Origin of the sequence: Streptomyces sp. NPDC006610 (assembly GCF_040611575.1) — a bacterium.
Lineage (GTDB): Bacteria > Actinomycetota > Actinomycetes > Streptomycetales > Streptomycetaceae > Streptomyces.
This window is the reverse complement of record NZ_JBEXOP010000002.1, coordinates 133,316-148,216: the sequence shown is the minus strand read 5'-3', so window position 1 is coordinate 148,216 and position 14,901 is coordinate 133,316. Positions and strand designations below refer to the sequence as shown.

The 14,901-nt window shown below is 71.4% G+C and carries 11 protein-coding genes; 4 read left to right on the top strand and 7 right to left on the bottom strand.

What is annotated here, in order from left to right; translation table 11 throughout:
• Nucleotides 1–91 precede the first annotated feature (91 nt).
• Nucleotides 92–397, top strand: a complete 306-nt coding sequence (locus ABZY13_RS02405; protein WP_356626981.1) for a ferredoxin — start codon at nt 92–94, stop codon at nt 395–397.
• Between the two features lie 69 nt (nt 398–466).
• On the opposite strand, the gene ABZY13_RS02400 is transcribed toward ABZY13_RS02405, so the two are convergent.
• The 3 genes from ABZY13_RS02400 to ABZY13_RS02390 all read right to left on the bottom strand — a co-directional run bounded on the left by ABZY13_RS02400 (nt 467) and on the right by ABZY13_RS02390 (nt 3,782).
• The gene (locus tag ABZY13_RS02400; protein WP_356626980.1) at nt 467–1,045 is read right to left on the bottom strand and encodes a hypothetical protein; all 579 of its coding nucleotides are present in this window, start codon (nt 1,043–1,045) and stop codon (nt 467–469) included.
• Between the two features lie 221 nt (nt 1,046–1,266).
• Nucleotides 1,267–2,169, bottom strand: coding sequence for a tRNA (adenine-N1)-methyltransferase (locus ABZY13_RS02395; RefSeq protein WP_356626979.1), 903 nt, complete (start codon nt 2,167–2,169; stop codon nt 1,267–1,269).
• Nucleotides 2,170–2,219: 50 nt separating this feature from the next.
• Nucleotides 2,220–3,782, bottom strand: coding sequence for a site-2 protease family protein (locus tag ABZY13_RS02390; protein WP_356626978.1), 1,563 nt, complete (start codon nt 3,780–3,782; stop codon nt 2,220–2,222).
• Nucleotides 3,783–3,921: 139 nt separating this feature from the next.
• On the opposite strand from ABZY13_RS02390, the gene ABZY13_RS02385 reads away from it, so the two are divergent.
• A complete protein-coding gene (locus tag ABZY13_RS02385; RefSeq protein WP_356626977.1) occupies nt 3,922–4,875 on the top strand; it encodes a RecB family exonuclease in 954 nt (317 codons plus the stop codon).
• Between the two features lie 15 nt (nt 4,876–4,890).
• Complete coding sequence (locus ABZY13_RS02380; protein WP_356626976.1) at nt 4,891–5,562, top strand: response regulator transcription factor; 672 nt, start codon at nt 4,891–4,893, stop codon at nt 5,560–5,562.
• An 86-nt stretch (nt 5,563–5,648) separates the two neighbouring features.
• On the opposite strand, the gene ABZY13_RS02375 is transcribed toward ABZY13_RS02380, so the two are convergent.
• From ABZY13_RS02375 to metH, 4 genes are all read right to left on the bottom strand, one after another.
• Nucleotides 5,649–7,229 (bottom strand): ABC transporter substrate-binding protein, encoded by a 1,581-nt coding sequence (locus ABZY13_RS02375; protein ID WP_356626975.1) that lies wholly within the window; start codon nt 7,227–7,229, stop codon nt 5,649–5,651.
• Between the two features lie 88 nt (nt 7,230–7,317).
• On the bottom strand, nt 7,318–8,922 hold the full coding sequence (locus tag ABZY13_RS02370; protein ID WP_356626974.1) for an ABC transporter substrate-binding protein: 1,605 nt from the start codon (nt 8,920–8,922) through the stop codon (nt 7,318–7,320).
• Nucleotides 8,923–9,341: 419 nt separating this feature from the next.
• Nucleotides 9,342–10,067, bottom strand: coding sequence for an HAD family phosphatase (locus ABZY13_RS02365; RefSeq protein ID WP_356626973.1), 726 nt, complete (start codon nt 10,065–10,067; stop codon nt 9,342–9,344).
• 137 nt (nt 10,068–10,204) lie between these two features.
• Nucleotides 10,205–13,720 (bottom strand): methionine synthase, encoded by a 3,516-nt coding sequence (gene metH / locus ABZY13_RS02360; protein ID WP_356626972.1) that lies wholly within the window; start codon nt 13,718–13,720, stop codon nt 10,205–10,207.
• A gap of 405 nt (nt 13,721–14,125) precedes the next feature.
• Here metH and ABZY13_RS02355 point away from each other — a divergent pair, with 405 nt between their 5' ends.
• Nucleotides 14,126–14,890 carry an IclR family transcriptional regulator gene (locus ABZY13_RS02355; RefSeq protein ID WP_356626971.1) on the top strand — a complete coding sequence of 255 codons (765 nt, stop codon included), beginning with the start codon at nt 14,126–14,128 and terminating at the stop codon, nt 14,888–14,890.
• The last annotated feature ends 11 nt before the right edge of the window (nt 14,891–14,901 follow it).

Genomic DNA, 14,901 nt, shown 5'->3' with positions numbered 1-14,901 from the left:
AAGCAGCCGGAGGTAGGGTCGAAGCGTTCAACACCCGTCAGAGCTGGCCGGATTCCCGTTCGGTTCGTTACGGAAGGAAGAGGGCAGGAGAGTGACCGTGCAGCAGGAGGCCGGAGTCGAGGGTGAGGCCCTGGAGGTGTGGATCGATCAGGATCTGTGCACCGGCGACGGCATCTGCGTCCAGTACGCGCCCGAGGTGTTCGAGCTGGACATCGATGGTCTGGCCTATGTGAAGGGCGCGGACGACGAGCTGTTGCAGGCGGCGGGGGCGACAACGCCCGTGCCGTTGCCGCTTCTCACGGACGTGGTGGACTCGGCTCGGGAGTGTCCGGGCGAATGCATCCATGTGCGTCGGGTTTCGGACGGGGTCGAGGTCTTCGGTCCGGACGCGGAGTGACTTGATCTTTACGGTGGGTTAGGGCTGTCTGATTTCTCACACCGGCGGAGCAGGGCCGGGATGCGGCGGTCAGACGCTGCGGGCCTCGGCGGGTGACGAGCGGACGAACGCACCGTTCTTCCACTGCCACTTCGCGCTCTCCTCGACGTCGGGGCAGCAGGTCGGCACGGAGTCGGAGGAGTAGCCGAGGAGGGTCGCGAGCACGGCGCCGTCGCGGGCGGTGAAGTCGCGGACGGTGTACCGGTCCTTGGGGTCGAGGAGGGTGGCGACGACGCGGGGGGCCGCCTGGCCCGCGGCCCGGGTGAGGACGTAGACGCCGTCGGGCGGCGTGCTGATGCCGGCGTCGCAGTGGACGACGGCGACGGTCTCGGGCCGGTGGTCGCCGTCGAGGTCGGTGGACTGCTTGCGTTCCACCACGGCGTCGACGGGGCCGCACTCGATGGGGAAGTCGACGCCGTCGGTGGTCGGGGGCGCGGCGGCGGGGGCGGCGGGCTGCGCCTGGTGGCGGGGGGTCTGGGCGGCGGTCGCCGGGTCGGGCTGGAGCGTCGAGGAGAGGGCGACCACGCCGGCGACGGCGGTGGCGGTGGCCAGCCAGTGGATGGGGCGGGTGTGGGCGTGGGCCAGTTCCGGGACCGCGGAGTGCTGCACTAGGAGTGTCTCCCGTGAGGGCTGTGCCGGTGGGGGTGGCCTGCATGGTGCCACACGCCGTGGTGCCTGTGAACGGTGGGGTCGGCCGCCCGGTGGTGGGCGGTGGCGGGGTGTCAATGCGCGGACGCCGTGGCCGGGTTCCCGGCGGTCTGCGGGAACTCGGCCACGGCGTGGTGGGGTTGGCCGTGCGGGGGCACCGGGTGCGCGACGGCCCGGGTGGGTCAGCGGCCCATTCCGCCGTCGGCGTTGGGTCCGGAGTAGTCCTCGCCGTAGGCGCCCTTGGCGGGGCGGCGGCGGCGCATGGGCGGCTCGACGCCGTCGGCGAGGCGGCGGGCGGTGAGGAGGAAGCCGGTGTGGCCGATCATCCGGTGGTCGGGGCGGACGGCGAGGCCCTCGATGTGCCAGTTGCGGATCATCGTCTCCCAGGCGGTCGGCTCGTTGAAGGAGCCGATCTCGCGGATGGACTCGACGGTCCGGGCGAGCTGGGTGGTGGTGGCGACGTAGCAGCACAGGATGCCGCCGGGGACGAGCGCCTTGGAGACGGCCTCCAGGCATTCCCAGGGGGCGAGCATGTCGAGGATGACGCGGTCGACGTCGGTGTCGGACAGGTTGTCCTGGAGGTCGCCGACGGTGAGCTGCCAGGCGGGGTGCGGGCCGCCGAAGTAGCGTTCGACGTTGGCCTGGGCGATCTCGGCGAAGTCGGCGCGGCGCTCGTAGCTGTGCAGCATGCCCTGGTCGCCGATGGCGCGCAGCAGGAAGCTGCTGAGCGAGCCCGAGCCGACGCCGGCCTCCACGACGCGGGCGCCGGGGAAGATGTCGGCGAAGGCGAGGATCTGCCCGGCGTCCTTGGGGTAGACGACGGCGGCCCCGCGGGGCATGGACAGGACGTAGTCGGGGAGCAGGGGGCGCAGCGCGAGGTAGGCGACGTTCCCGGTGGTGCGGACAACGCTGCCCTCGGGTGCGCCGATCAGTTCGTCGTGCGGGAAGGAACCCTTGTGGGTGTGGAAGTTCTTCCCGGCTTCGAGCGTGAACGTGTAGTGGCGGCCCTTGGGGTCGGTCAGCTGTACCTGGTCCCCGACCTTGAAGGGCCCGCGACGGCGGGCGGCACCGGTCGGTTCGGACATGTGACCAGCCTACCGGTCGTCGGCGGAGGCGCCGACCACCGGCCGGGCGGCTAGGAGGGCCTGGCCATGGCCTTCACGAAGGCGCGCTCGACGTCGGCGGCGGACAGGACGCCGTAGATGGCGCCGGTGTCCTCGACGACGAGGTATTCGGTGGCGGGGGTGGCGCGCAGGGCTTCGAGCAGGTCCTCGCCGGCCAGTTCGGCGGAGACGCGCATGCCGTCGGTGATCTCCTGGGCGAGGCCGCCGACGGTGACCCAGGGGCGGCGGTGTTCGGGTACGCCGACGATGGCGGTCTCGCGGACGAGGGAGTGCGGGCTGCCGTCGGAGTCGACGACGACGAGGGCGCGGGCTCCGGCGGCGTTGGCGCGGCGCAGGGCCTCGGAGAGGGGGGTGTGGCTCTCGACGGGGACGGCCCGGCGGGTGAGGGTGCGGGCACGCAGTTCGGGGAGGTGCTCGCGCAGGCGGGCGACGCGCAGGCTGTTGCCGGCGCCGGTCCAGATGATGGCGGCGAGGATCGCGGCGAGCAGGGCGTCCATGACGGTGTCCATGCCGACGTTGTCGACGGCGTCGGAGCCGAGGGCGCCCGACTGGGTGAGCAGGGGCAGGCCGATCAGGACGGAGACGGCGAGGGCGCGGCCGACCCAGGCGGCGGCGACGGTGCCGGTCATGGGCTTGCCGGTGATCTTCCAGACGACGGCGCGGAGCATGCGGCCGCCGTCGAGGGGGAGGCCGGGCAGGAGGTTGAAGGCGGCGACGATGAGGTTGGAGATCATCAGGCCGGCCAGCAGGACGCCGGGGACGGTGCCGGGCTCGACGGGGAGCAGGGCGAGGTAGAAGAGGCCGGCGAGGACGAGGGAGAGCAGAGGGCCGACGAAGGCGAGGACGAACTCCCGGCCGGGGGTTTCGGCGTCCTTCTCGATCTCGGAGACGCCGCCGAAGAACTGGAGCTGGATGCGGCGCACGGGGAGTTTGAAACGGAGGGCGGCGACGGTGTGGGCCAGCTCGTGGACGAGTACGGAGGCGTAGAAGGCGACGGCGAAGAAGAGGGAGACGAGGTAGCGGGCGGCGCCCAGCTCGGGCAGGACGCGGTCCAGCTGTCCGCCGAAGACCCAGGTGATCAGGGCGGCGACGAGGAACCAGCTGGGCGCAACGTACACGGGCACCCCGAAGGGCCGTCCCATCAGCAGGCCGCCGCCGGGTTCGGGCCGCTGTGCGGCGGGCGCGTCTCCGAAGGCGGGCTGTCCCTTGGCGCCGCCCGCGGGGGGCCGGGGCGGGGAGGCGGGGCGGTCGGCGGGGGGCGGGGACTGGGGGGCGCGGGCGGGCGCGTCCTCCGGGGAGGCCGGGGTCGGGGGCGGCGCGGGCGTGGGGGCCGGGGACGTCTCGGGTGCCGGCGACTCGGGTGCCGGCGACTCGGGGCGTGCGTCCGGGGCGGGGGTGGCCGAGTCGGGCTCGCCCCGGGTCTCCTCGGCCTCCTCGGCCGGCGTCTCGGGGCGCTCGTCGGGGGCCGGGCCGGCCGTGTCGCCCGGTGGGCGGGTCGGGGAGGGCGTGGGTCGGTGTTCGGTCGGCTGTTCGGTGCCCGGCCGCGGCTGCCCGCTCCCGCCGCTCTCGTTCACGGTGTCCCCTCGTTTCAGCGTCTTCCGCGCCTGCCGGGGCGGAAGGGTCTGGGGTCGATGGTATGCGGACCCCGCGTCGCGTTCCGCCCCGGCACCGCGACTGGGTCGCTGTCAGTGGCGGGCCGTATGGTCTGTGGGCATGGAGACCAGCACCGGGGGCGCGACGGAGGCCCACAGCATCGGCCAGGGCGATACCGCTACGGGGGCGGCCGCCGCCGTCAGTGTTTCCCGTGAGCGCGTGGTCATGCCTCCGTCCTCGCTGTCGCCGTCGCGTGCCGGTGACTTCATGCAGTGCCCGCTGCTGTACCGGTTCCGGGTGATCGACCGGCTGCCGGAGAAGCCGAGCGAGGCTGCGACCCGGGGCACGCTGGTGCACTCGGTGCTGGAGCGGCTCTTCGACGCCCCGGCCGCGGAGCGCACCGCGCCGCGCGCCAAGGCGCTGATCCCGGGGCAGTGGGACCGGCTGCGGGAGTCCCGGCCGGAGGTGGCCGAGCTGTTCGCGGACGATCCGCGGGGCGAGCGGCTGGCGCGCTGGCTGGGCGAGGCGGAGCGGCTGGTGGAGCGATGGTTCACGCTGGAGGACCCGAGCCGGCTGGAGCCGGCCGAGCGGGAGCTGTTCGTGGAGGCGGAGCTGGAGTCGGGGCTGCGGCTGCGCGGGATCATCGACCGGGTCGACGTGGCGCCGACCGGGGAGGTGCGGATCGTCGACTACAAGACGGGCAAGGCTCCGCGCCCGGAGTACGCCGAGGGCGCGCTGTTCCAGATGAAGTTCTACGCCTTGGTGGTGTGGCGGCTGAAGCGGGTGGTGCCCCGCCGGCTCCAGCTGGTGTATCTCGGCAGCGGCGACGTGCTGACGTACGACCCGGTCGTGGCCGATCTGGAGCGGGTGGAGCGCAAGCTGCTGGCGTTGTGGGAGGCGATCTCGCAGGCCACCGAGAGCGGCGACTGGCGGCCGCGCCCGACGAAGCTGTGCGGCTGGTGCGATCACCAGTCGGTGTGCCCGGAGTTCGGCGGCACTCCCCCGCCCTATCCGCTGCCGGTGAGGGCGGTCGAGTCGGGCCCCGTGGCGCAGGGCAGAATGGGCGCGGACTAGCCGAAGGAGACTTACGTGGCCATCCGTGTCCTACTGGTCGACGACCAGCCGCTGCTGCGTACGGGCTTCCGGATGATCCTGGAGGCGGAGCAGGACATCGCGGTCGTCGGGGAGGCCGGTGACGGCCTTCAGGCGCTCGACCAGGTGCGGGCCCTGCAGCCCGACGTGGTGCTCATGGACATCCGTATGCCGCGGATGGACGGCGTGGAGGCGACCCGGCAGATCACCGGCCCCGGCCGGGACGGCCCGGCGAAGGTGCTGGTGCTGACGACGTTCGATCTGGACGAGTACGTGGTGGAGGCGCTGAAGGCGGGGGCCAGCGGTTTCCTGCTGAAGGACGCGCCGGCCAACGAGCTGGTGCAGGCCATCCGGGTGGTGGCGGCCGGGGAGGCGATGCTCGCGCCGAGCATCACGCGCCGGCTGCTGGACAAGTACGCCACGCATCTGCCGTCCGGCGAGGAGCCGGTGCCCGACACGCTGAACACGCTCACCGAGCGTGAGGTGGAGGTGCTGAAGCTGGTCGCCCGCGGGCTGTCGAACGCGGAGATCGCCGCGGATCTGTTCGTCAGTGAGACGACCGTCAAGACGCATGTGGGTCATGTGCTGACGAAACTGGGGCTGCGGGACCGGGTGCAGGCCGCGGTGTACGCGTACGAGAGCGGTCTGGTGCGTCCCGGCGCGCAGTGAGCGGCCGAGGCCGCCGGGCATCCCAGGACGCCGGGAGGGCGCCCGCTTCGTCGAGGCGGGCGCCCTCCGGTGTGTTCGGCGCCGGGTCAGGCCTTGCTGATCTCCCAGAAGCGGAACACGGTCGAGGCGTCGAGGCAGTACTCGAGGCCGTACACGCCGTCCCGGACGACGGCGTACTGCTTGGCCTGCCACACCGGCAGGACGGGCAGTTCGTCGGCGACGATGTCCTGGAGCCGCCCGTACTCGTCGTCGGTGGCGGCGCGGTCGCTCATGGCCGCCGTGCGCGGGATGAGGGTGCCGGTGATGGTGCCGTTGGCGTAGTTGTTGTCGAGGACGTTGCCCTCGCCGAAGAACGGCGCGGTGAAGTTGTCGGCGTCGGGGTAGTCGGGCACCCAGCCCTTGACGTAGACGCCGTACTTGCCGGCGGCGATGTCCTTCTCGTACTGCTCGAAGGGGACGGACTTGACGTCCGCCTCGAACAGGCCGCTCTCGTTGAGCTGCCCGGCGATGGCCTTGAGCTCCTGGTCGGTGGCGGGGCCGTAGCGGGAGGGCGTCGACCAGAGGGTGAGCCGGACCGTGTCGGTGATGCCGTCGGCGCGCAGCGCGGCCTCGGCCTTGGCCTTGGAGGGGCCGGCGCCGTAGGTGTCGAAGAAGGCGGTGTTGTGGCCGCCGATGCCGGCCGGGATGATCGAGTACAGCGGGGACGCGGTGCCCTGGTAGACGTCCTTGATCAGGGCTTCGCGGTCGATGAGGTGGGCGATGGCCTTGCGGACGCCGAGCCGGCCGGCGACGGGGTCGTCCATGTTGAAGACGAGGTGCTGGACCTCGGCGCTGCTGCCCTCGATGACCTCGATGCCGGCGCTGTCGGACGCCTTCTCGATGTCGGCGATGTCGCCGGCGCTCAGGCCTCGGTAGGCGATGTCGACGTCGCCGTCCTGGAGGGCCTTCTTGAGGGCGCTCTGGTCGCCGTGGAAGAACTTGAGGGTGACGCCGTCGTTCTGTACCTCGGCGGTGCCCTTGTAGTGCTCGTTGACGGAGAAGACGGCCTCGTCCTCGGTGAAGGACTCCAGCTTGTAGGGGCCGGAGCCGACGGCGCCGCCGTCCTCGCGCAGGCCGTCGGCGTCGTACTCGCGGTGGTTGACGATGGAGCCGGCGCCGGAGGCGATCTTGCTGGGGAAGGTGGCGTCGGGCACCTTCAGCCGGAAGACGACGGTCTTCTCGTCCGGGGTCTCGACCTCGTCCAGCATGGGGAACATGATCGCCGGGCCCTCGGCGTCGTCGATCTTCAGCATGCGGTCGAAGGAGAACTTGACGTCCTCGGAGGTGAGGGCGTCACCGTTGCTGAACTTCAGGCCGTCCTTCAGGGTGCACTTGTAGACCTTGGTCTCGGTGTCGGTGAAGGCGCAGGCGCTGGCGGCCTCGGGCTGCGGTTCGGTGCCGCCCTTGGGGAAGCTGAGCAGCGACTGGAAGACGTTGTTGAACAACAGCCAGGAGCCGGGGTCGTAGCCGGAGGCGGGGTCGGTGGCCAGGACGTCGTCGGACATCCCCATGACCACGTTCGAGCCGTTGTCGCCGGAGCCCCCGGTCTCCGTTCCGCATCCGGTCAGCAGGCCGGAGGCCAGTCCTGCCACGATCGGCAGGACGGGCCACTGGGTGCGCATGTTCACGTGCGTGTGCCTTACGTCGTTCTCGAAGCGTCGTTCTCGGAAAGGTCCCGGCGCCTCGGTCGGGGGCGCCGGGCACGAAGGGGTGGCGTCAGCCGCTCACACCGCGGCCGAGCTCCCACAGCTGGAGGGTGGAGGAGGAGTTGAGCGCGTAGGCGGCGCCGGTCACGTCGTCGCGTGCGGCGGCGTACTGCTTGCCCTGCCACAGCGGCAGGATCGGCACGTCCTCGGCCACGATGTCCTGGATCTCCGTGACGCTCTCGACGGCGGCGGACCGGTCGGCCTCGCGGCGGGAGTCGGGGATCAGGGTGCCCCGGATCCGGCTGTTGGCGTACGGCGACCTGAGGAAGTTGTCGTCGTCCAGGAAGGGCGCGAGGAAGTTGTCGGCGTCGGCGAAGTCGGGGAACCAGCCCATGCCCCACACGTCGTACTCGCCGTTGCGCTCGGCGGGCACGAAGGTCTCCCACGGGGCGCCCTCGACGGTGACGTCGAACAGGCCGCTGGAGTTGAGCTGTTTCTTCAGCACCTCGAACTCCTTCTTGGTGGCGGCGCCGTAGTGGTCGGTCGTGTAGTGCAGGGTCAGCTTCACCGGGGTGGCGACGTCGGCGTCGGCGAGGAGGTCCTCGGCCTTGTCGGGGTCCGGGTCGCCGTACTTGTTGAAGAAGGCGTTGGAGTGGCCGGTGACGGAGGCCGGGACGAGCGAGTAGAGGGGCTCGGCCTGGGAGCCGTAGACCTCGGAGACGAGGGCGGTGCGGTCGACGAGCTGGGCCATGGCCTGGCGTACGGCCTTGTCCTTGACGGAGGGCGCGTCGGTGTTGAAGGCCAGGTAGCGGATCTCGAGGCCGGGCATGTCGATGAGGTCGACGGCGTCCTCGGAGTCGGTGGCGAGCTTCTGGATCTGCTCGGGGGTCATGGAACGGGTCATCAGGTCGATGTCGCCGTCGGCGAGGGCGGCGCCCATGGCGTCGGCGTCCTCGTAGGGGACCATCTCGACCTTCTCGTTGTTCACCTCGAGGGCGCCCCGGTAGTCGGCGTTCTTGGTGAACACGGCCCTGGTGACCTGTCCGTCGCTCTCCTCGGCCCGCAGCGTGTAGGGGCCTGAGCCGTCGACGGAGAAGCCCTCGCGCAGCTTGTCCTTCTCGTAGTCCTCGGCGTTGACGATGCCGGCGACCGGGGTGGACAGCTTGTACGGGAAGGTGGCGTCGGCGGTCCTGAGGTGGAAGATGACTTCGTCGTCGCCCTTGGTCTCGACGGTGTCGATGGTGGACAGCAGGGCGAAGACGCCGCTGTCGGCCTTGAGGGAGCGGGCGCGGTCGATGGAGAACTTGACGTCCTCGGCGGTGATGGCGTCGCCGCCGGCGAACTTCAGGCCGGGGCGCAGTTTGCAGGCGTAGCGTTCGTTGCCGGTGTCGGTGAAGGAGCAGCTCTGGGCGGCCTCGGGGACGGGCTGGCCGTCGCCGCGGGGCTGGATCATCAGGGTCTGCACGGTCTGGCGCAGGACGTTCCAGGTGCCGACGTCGTAGGCGTAGGCGGGGTCGAGGGGCGCGGGGGCTTCCTCGGAGGTGACGAACCGGTCCGTGGTGCCGACGACGATGGCGTCCCCGTCCCCGCTTCCGCCGTCCGATCCGCCGCAGGCGGCGAGTACGGGGGCGAGCAGGCCGACGACGGCCGGCAGCACCAGGGTCTTGCGGTTCATGCTCGAGTTTCTCCAGAGCTGTCAGGTCCGTGTACCCGGCATGCAGGGGTGGCGCCGCGGATCACGGGTGGTGCGAGTGGTGTTCTCGCGACGAGATTAATGGGCGCCCGCAGAGGGCTTCACGGCAACCGGAGTTGGGTGTTCATCACGCTGCGAAACCGGGCGTGGACGCACCGAAAACCCGACGGGGGAAGGATTCGTGCAGCGTCCCACGAATCGGGGCACATGGTCCGGCCGACGGCCCGGCAAAGGGGGCGTGAAGCACATACGCGACGGGCTGTCGAGGCCGGTCGGCGTGAGGAACCTCACCCGGTCGGCCGGGTGTGAGGAGGCGGTTGACAGTCGCCCGGGGGCGTTCGGAATCGGTTCGGATTTCCGGCGTTCCAGGGTCGGGCCGGGGACCGGAAATTGATGTCCTTTCAGCTTTCCGCCGGGGTGGACTGCTGGGCGGTGAATGTCATCAGGCCGCGCAGAAATGCCAGGTCGACCTCTTCGAGGGAGTGCACCACGGTGCGCCGGGGGGCCGGGGCGATGGGGGCGACGGAGGGGACGGCCACGACATGGCAGCCGGCGGCCTCGGCGGCGGCGACGCCGGTCGCGGTGTCCTCCACGACGGCGCAGCGGGTCGGGTCCGCGCCGAGCCCGGCGGCGGCGACCAGGTAGGGATCGGGGTGCGGTTTGGTGCGGGCGACCTCGTCGCCGGCCACGGTGAGGGCGAAGTGCTGGGCGCCGAGGGAGGCGAGCACGCGGTCGATGATGCGGCGGTGCGAGGCGGAGACGAGGGCGGTGGGGACGTCGTGGGCGGCGAGCTCGGCGAGCAGCCGGGTGGCGCCCGGCATCAGCGGCAGGTGCCGGTCGATGCGCTTCTCGAACCCCTGGTTGAGCAGCACGGTCAGTTCGGCGAGGGTGATGTCGGCGCCGGTGGCCTCGATCAGGAAGCCCGCGCTGCGGCTCATGGGGCCGCCGACCACGACATGGCGCCAGGAGTCGTCCAGGGTGTGGCCGAGGGAGGCGAAGACCTCCGCCTCGACCTCCCACCAGAAGCCCTCGGTGTCGACGAGGGTGCCGTCCATGTCGAGGAGCACGGCCTGCAGGGCCGAGCCGTCGGCCGTCCGGGCGTCGGGCGCGGGAAGCGTTGTCGTCATCCACGTACCTCCTTGAGGGACGACCAGGCCGGTTCCCGGGCGGGAACCGGCCTGTCGTGGACCGACCATTGTACGACGCGGCCGATCCTTTTGCGGTGAACGGCGTCACGGAGGGTGGGCGCAGGCCCGCCCGGCGGTCACCGGGCGTTGAAGTACTTGGCCTCCGGGTGGTGGATGACGATGGCGTCGGTGGACTGCTCGGGGTGGAGCTGGAACTCCTCCGAGAGGCGGACGCCGATCCGCTCCGGCTCCAGCAGGTCCGCGATCTTGGCGCGGTCCTCCAGGTCGGGGCAGGCGCCGTAGCCGAGGGAGAAGCGGGCGCCGCGGTACTTGAGCGCGAACATCTCCTCGACGTCGGCGGGGTCCTCTCCGGCGAAGCCCAGCTCGGAGCGCACGCGCGCGTGCCAGTACTCGGCGAGGGCCTCGGCGAGCTGGACGGACAGGCCGTGCAGCTCCAGGTACTCGCGGTAGGAGTCGGACTCGAACAGCCGGGCGGTCTCCTCGCCGATGCGGGAGCCGACGGTGACGACCTGGAGGCCGACGACGTCGGTCTCGCCGGACTCCTCCGGGCGGAAGAAGTCGGCGAGGCACAGCCGGCGGCCGCGGCGCTGGCGGGGGAAGGTGAAGCGGGTGCGTTCGTTGCCGGCCTCGTCCAGGATGATCAGGTCGTCGTCCTTGGAGACGCACGGGAAGTAGCCGTAGACCACGGCCGCCTCCAGCAGGTTCTCCGTCTGGAGCTTGTCGAGCAGCCCGCGCAGCCTGGGGCGGCCCTCGGTCTCCACGAGTTCCTCGTACGACGGTCCCTCGCCGGTGCGGGCCTGCTTGAGGCCCCACTGCCCCTTGAACAGGGCGCCCTCGTCGAGCCAGGAGGCGTACTCGCGCAGCTGGATGCCCTTGACGACGCGGGTGCCCCAGAAGGGCGGGCTCGGGACCGGGTTGTCGGTGGCGACGTCGGAGCGGACGTGGCCCTCCTCCGGGTGCTCCTCGACGACGGCGGGGGCCGCGGCCCGCACCCGGCGCTGCTTGAGCTCGGGGAGCTTGGCGCCGGGCACACCGCGCTTGACGCCGATGAGGGCGTCCATCAGGCGCAGACCCTCGAAGGCGTCGCGGGCGTAGCGGACCTCGCCCTCGTAGATCTCGTGCAGGTCCTGCTCGACGTAGGCGCGGGTGAGGGCGGCGCCGCCGAGGATGACCGGGTAGTTCGCGGCCAGGCCCCGGGCGTTCAGCTCCTCGAGGTTCTCCTTCATGATCACGGTGGACTTGACGAGGAGACCGGACATGCCGATGACGTCGGCGCGGTGCTCCTCGGCGGCTTCCAGGATCGCGGAGACGGGCTGCTTGATGCCGAGGTTGACGACGGTGTAGCCGTTGTTGGAGAGGATGATGTCGACGAGGTTCTTGCCGATGTCGTGGACGTCGCCGCGGACGGTGGCGAGCACGATGGTGCCCTTGCCCTCGTCGTCGGTCTTCTCCATGTGCGGTTCGAGGTGAGCGACGGCGGTCTTCATCACCTCGGCGGACTGGAGGACGAACGGCAGCTGCATCTGGCCGGAGCCGAACAGCTCGCCGACGACCTTCATGCCGTCGAGCAGGGTGTCGTTGACGATGTCCAGGGCGGGGCGGTCCTTCAGCGCCTCGTCCAGGTCGGCCTCCAGGCCGTTGCGCTCGCCGTCGATGATCCGGCGCTTGAGGCGCTCGTCCAGCGGGAGCGCGGCCAGTTCCTCGGCCTTGCCGGCCTTCAGGGACTTGGCGGTGGCGCCCTCGAAGAGCTGCATCAGCTTCTGGAGGGGGTCGTAGCCCTCGGTGCGCCGGTCGTGGATCAGGTCGAGGGCGGTCTGCACCTCCTCCTCGCTGAAGCGGGCGATGGGGAGGATCTTGGAGGCGTGGACGATCGCGGAGTCCAGGCCGGCCTTGACGCACTCGTCGAGGAAGACGGAATTGAGCAGGATGCGGGCGGCCGGGTTGAGGCCGAAGGAGATGTTGGACAGGCCGAGCGTGGTCTGCACGTCGGGGTGGCGGCGCTTGAGCTCGCGGATGGCCTCGATGGTGGCGATGCCGTCCTTGCGGGACTCCTCCTGGCCGGTGCAGATGGTGAAGGTGAGGCAGTCGATGAGGATGTCCTCCTCGCGGATGCCCCAGTTGCCCGTCAGGTCGGCGATCAGCCGTTCGGCGATCTCGACCTTCTTCTCGACGGTGCGGGCCTGGCCCTCCTCGTCGATGGTGAGCGCGATCAGGGCGGCGCCGTGCTCCCGGGCGAGCCGGGTGACCTTGGCGAAGCGGGAGTCGGGGCCGTCGCCGTCCTCGTAGTTGACGGAGTTGATGACCGCGCGTCCGCCGAGCTTCTCCAGGCCGGCCCGGATGACCTCGACCTCGGTGGAGTCCAGCACGATCGGCAGCGTGGAGGCGGTGGCGAAGCGGCCCGCCAGCTCCTCCATGTCGGCGACGCCGTCCCGGCCGACGTAGTCCACGCACAGGTCGAGCATGTGCGCGCCCTCGCGGATCTGCTCCCGCACCATCTCCACGCAGTCGTCCCAGCGGCCCTCCAGCATGGCCTCGCGGAACTTCTTGGAGCCGTTGGCGTTGGTGCGCTCGCCGATCGCCAGGTACGAGGTGTCCTGACGGAACGGCACCGACTGGTAGAGGGAGGCGGCGCCCGGCTCGGGGCGCGGGGAGCGCTCGGCGGGAGCGAGGCCGCGGACCCGCTCGACGACCTGGCGCAGGTGCTCGGGGGTCGTGCCGCAGCAGCCGCCGACCAGGGACAGGCCGTAGTCGCGGACGAAGTTCTCCTGGGCGTCGGCCAGTTCGGGGGCGCCGAGCGGGTAGTGGGCGCCGTCCGAGGTGAGCACGGGCAGTCCGGCGTTCGGCATGCAGGACAGCGGGACGCGGGAGTGGCGGGCGAGGAAGCGCAGGTGCTCGCTCATCTCGGCGGGGCCGGTGGCGCAGTTCAGGCCGATCATGTCGATGCCGAGCGGCTCCAGCGCGGTGAGCGCGGCGCCGATCTCGGAGCCGAGCAGCATGGTGCCGGTGGTCTCGACGGTGACGGAGACGATCAGCGGGACGTCGTATCCGGCGGCCTGCATGGCGCGGCGGGCGGCGACGACGGAGGCCTTGGTCTGCAGCAGGTCCTGGGTGGTCTCCACGAGCAGCGCGTCGGCGCCGCCGGCGAGGAGGCCCTCGGCGTTCTTCTGGTAGGCGTCGCGGATGGCGGCGAAGGTGGTGTGGCCGAGGGTGGGCAGCTTGGTGCCGGGGCCCATGGAGCCGAGGACCCAGCGCTGCTGTCCGGTGCGGCCGGTGAACTCGTCGGCGGTCTCGCGGGCGATGCGGGCGCCGGCCTCGGACAGCTCGTGGATGCGGTCGGCGATGTCGTACTCGCCGAGGGCGCTGAGGTTGGCGCCGAAGGTGTTGGTCTCGACACAGTCGACGCCCGCGTCGAAGTAGGCGGAGTGCACCGAGCGGACGATGTCGGGGCGGGTGACGTTGAGGACCTCGTTGCAGCCCTCGAGGTTCTGGAAGTCGTCGAGGGTGGGTTCCTGGGCCTGGAGCATCGTGCCCATGGCTCCGTCGGCGACCACCACGCGGGTGGCGAGGGCCTCACGGAGGGCGGACACACGGGTCCGGGTGTCGGCGGAGGTGGACTGCGGCGACGAGGCCATGTAAGGGCTCCCTGATAATGCGACGGCTGTCGGCTTTGCGCTTTCCCCCGCGGGACCCGTCCGGTGTCCCGGATCCCTCCGGTGTCTCCGGACGGCTCCGGACGGCCGGACGGCTCCGGAGGAAGGTCACCGGCTTGTCCCCGGCGGAAGGCGCACGCCGCCAGGGTAGCCGGGATCGAGGCCCTAGGGTCAGGTGGTCCACGACACGGACCGCCCCGGCGCACACCGCGGCGGGGCGGGACACCGCCGAGGGCGGGCGGCGTCCCGGAGGCAACTCCCGGCCTGCCATTGGCGGGAGGTCGGCATGGACCGGTAGTGTTCGACATTGCCGAACGGCGGACAGTACCTGACAGCGGCAGCCGCAAGCGCTGCTCGACGGTCGAAGGGACGGAGGGCAGGACGGCGATGGCACGGAACATCCAGTCGCTCGAACGGGCGGCGGCGATGCTGCGCTTGCTCGCGGGCGGCGAGCGGCGGCTGGGCCTGTCGGACATCGCCTCGTCGCTGGGCCTCGCCAAGGGCACCGCCCACGGCATCCTGCGCACCCTCCAGCAGGAGGGCTTCGTCGAGCAGGACGAGGCATCCGGGCGGTACCAGCTGGGCGCCGAGCTGCTGCGCCTGGGCACCACGTATCTGGACGTGCACGAACTGCGCGCCCGCGCCCTGGTGTGGACCGACGACCTGGCCCGTTCGAGCGGCGAGAGCGTCTATCTCGGCGTCCTGCACCAGCAGGGCGTGCTCATCGTGCACCACGTCTTCCGCCCCGACGACAGCCGGCAGGTCCTGGAGATCGGGGCCATGCAGCCGCTGCACTCCACCGCGCTGGGCAAGGTGCTCTCCGCCTACGACCCGGTCGCCCACAGCGAGGCGCTCGAGGCCGACCGCAAACCCTTCACCGACCGCACCGTCTGCGACGCGGCCGCCTTCGAGCACATCCTCGACCTCACGCGCGCACGGGGCTACGCCGCCGACGTGGAGGAGACCTGGGAGGGCGTGGCGTCCGTCGCCGCGCCCATCCACGACCGGCGGCGGATGCCGGTCGGCTCGGTCGGCATCACGGGGGCCGTGGAGCGGCTGTGCCGGGACGGCGAGCTGCGCCCCGACCTGATCGCGGCCGTGCGCGACTGCGCCCGCGCGGTCTCCCGCGACCTGGGCGCCGGGCGCTTCTAGACACACCCGCC

What these genes read in the sequence shown, in the direction of transcription:
- ABZY13_RS02395 (WP_356626979.1), bottom strand. Translation starts at nt 2,169, where the DNA reads ATGTCCGAACCGACCGGTGCCGCCCGCCGTCGCGGGCCCTTCAAGGTC.
- ABZY13_RS02385 (WP_356626977.1), top strand. Translation starts at nt 3,922, where the DNA reads ATGGAGACCAGCACCGGGGGCGCGACGGAGGCCCACAGCATCGGCCAG.
- ABZY13_RS02370 (WP_356626974.1), bottom strand. Translation starts at nt 8,922, where the DNA reads ATGAACCGCAAGACCCTGGTGCTGCCGGCCGTCGTCGGCCTGCTCGCC.
- ABZY13_RS02365 (WP_356626973.1), bottom strand. Translation starts at nt 10,067, where the DNA reads ATGACGACAACGCTTCCCGCGCCCGACGCCCGGACGGCCGACGGCTCG.
- metH (WP_356626972.1), bottom strand. Translation starts at nt 13,720, where the DNA reads ATGGCCTCGTCGCCGCAGTCCACCTCCGCCGACACCCGGACCCGTGTG.
- ABZY13_RS02355 (WP_356626971.1), top strand. Translation starts at nt 14,126, where the DNA reads ATGGCACGGAACATCCAGTCGCTCGAACGGGCGGCGGCGATGCTGCGC.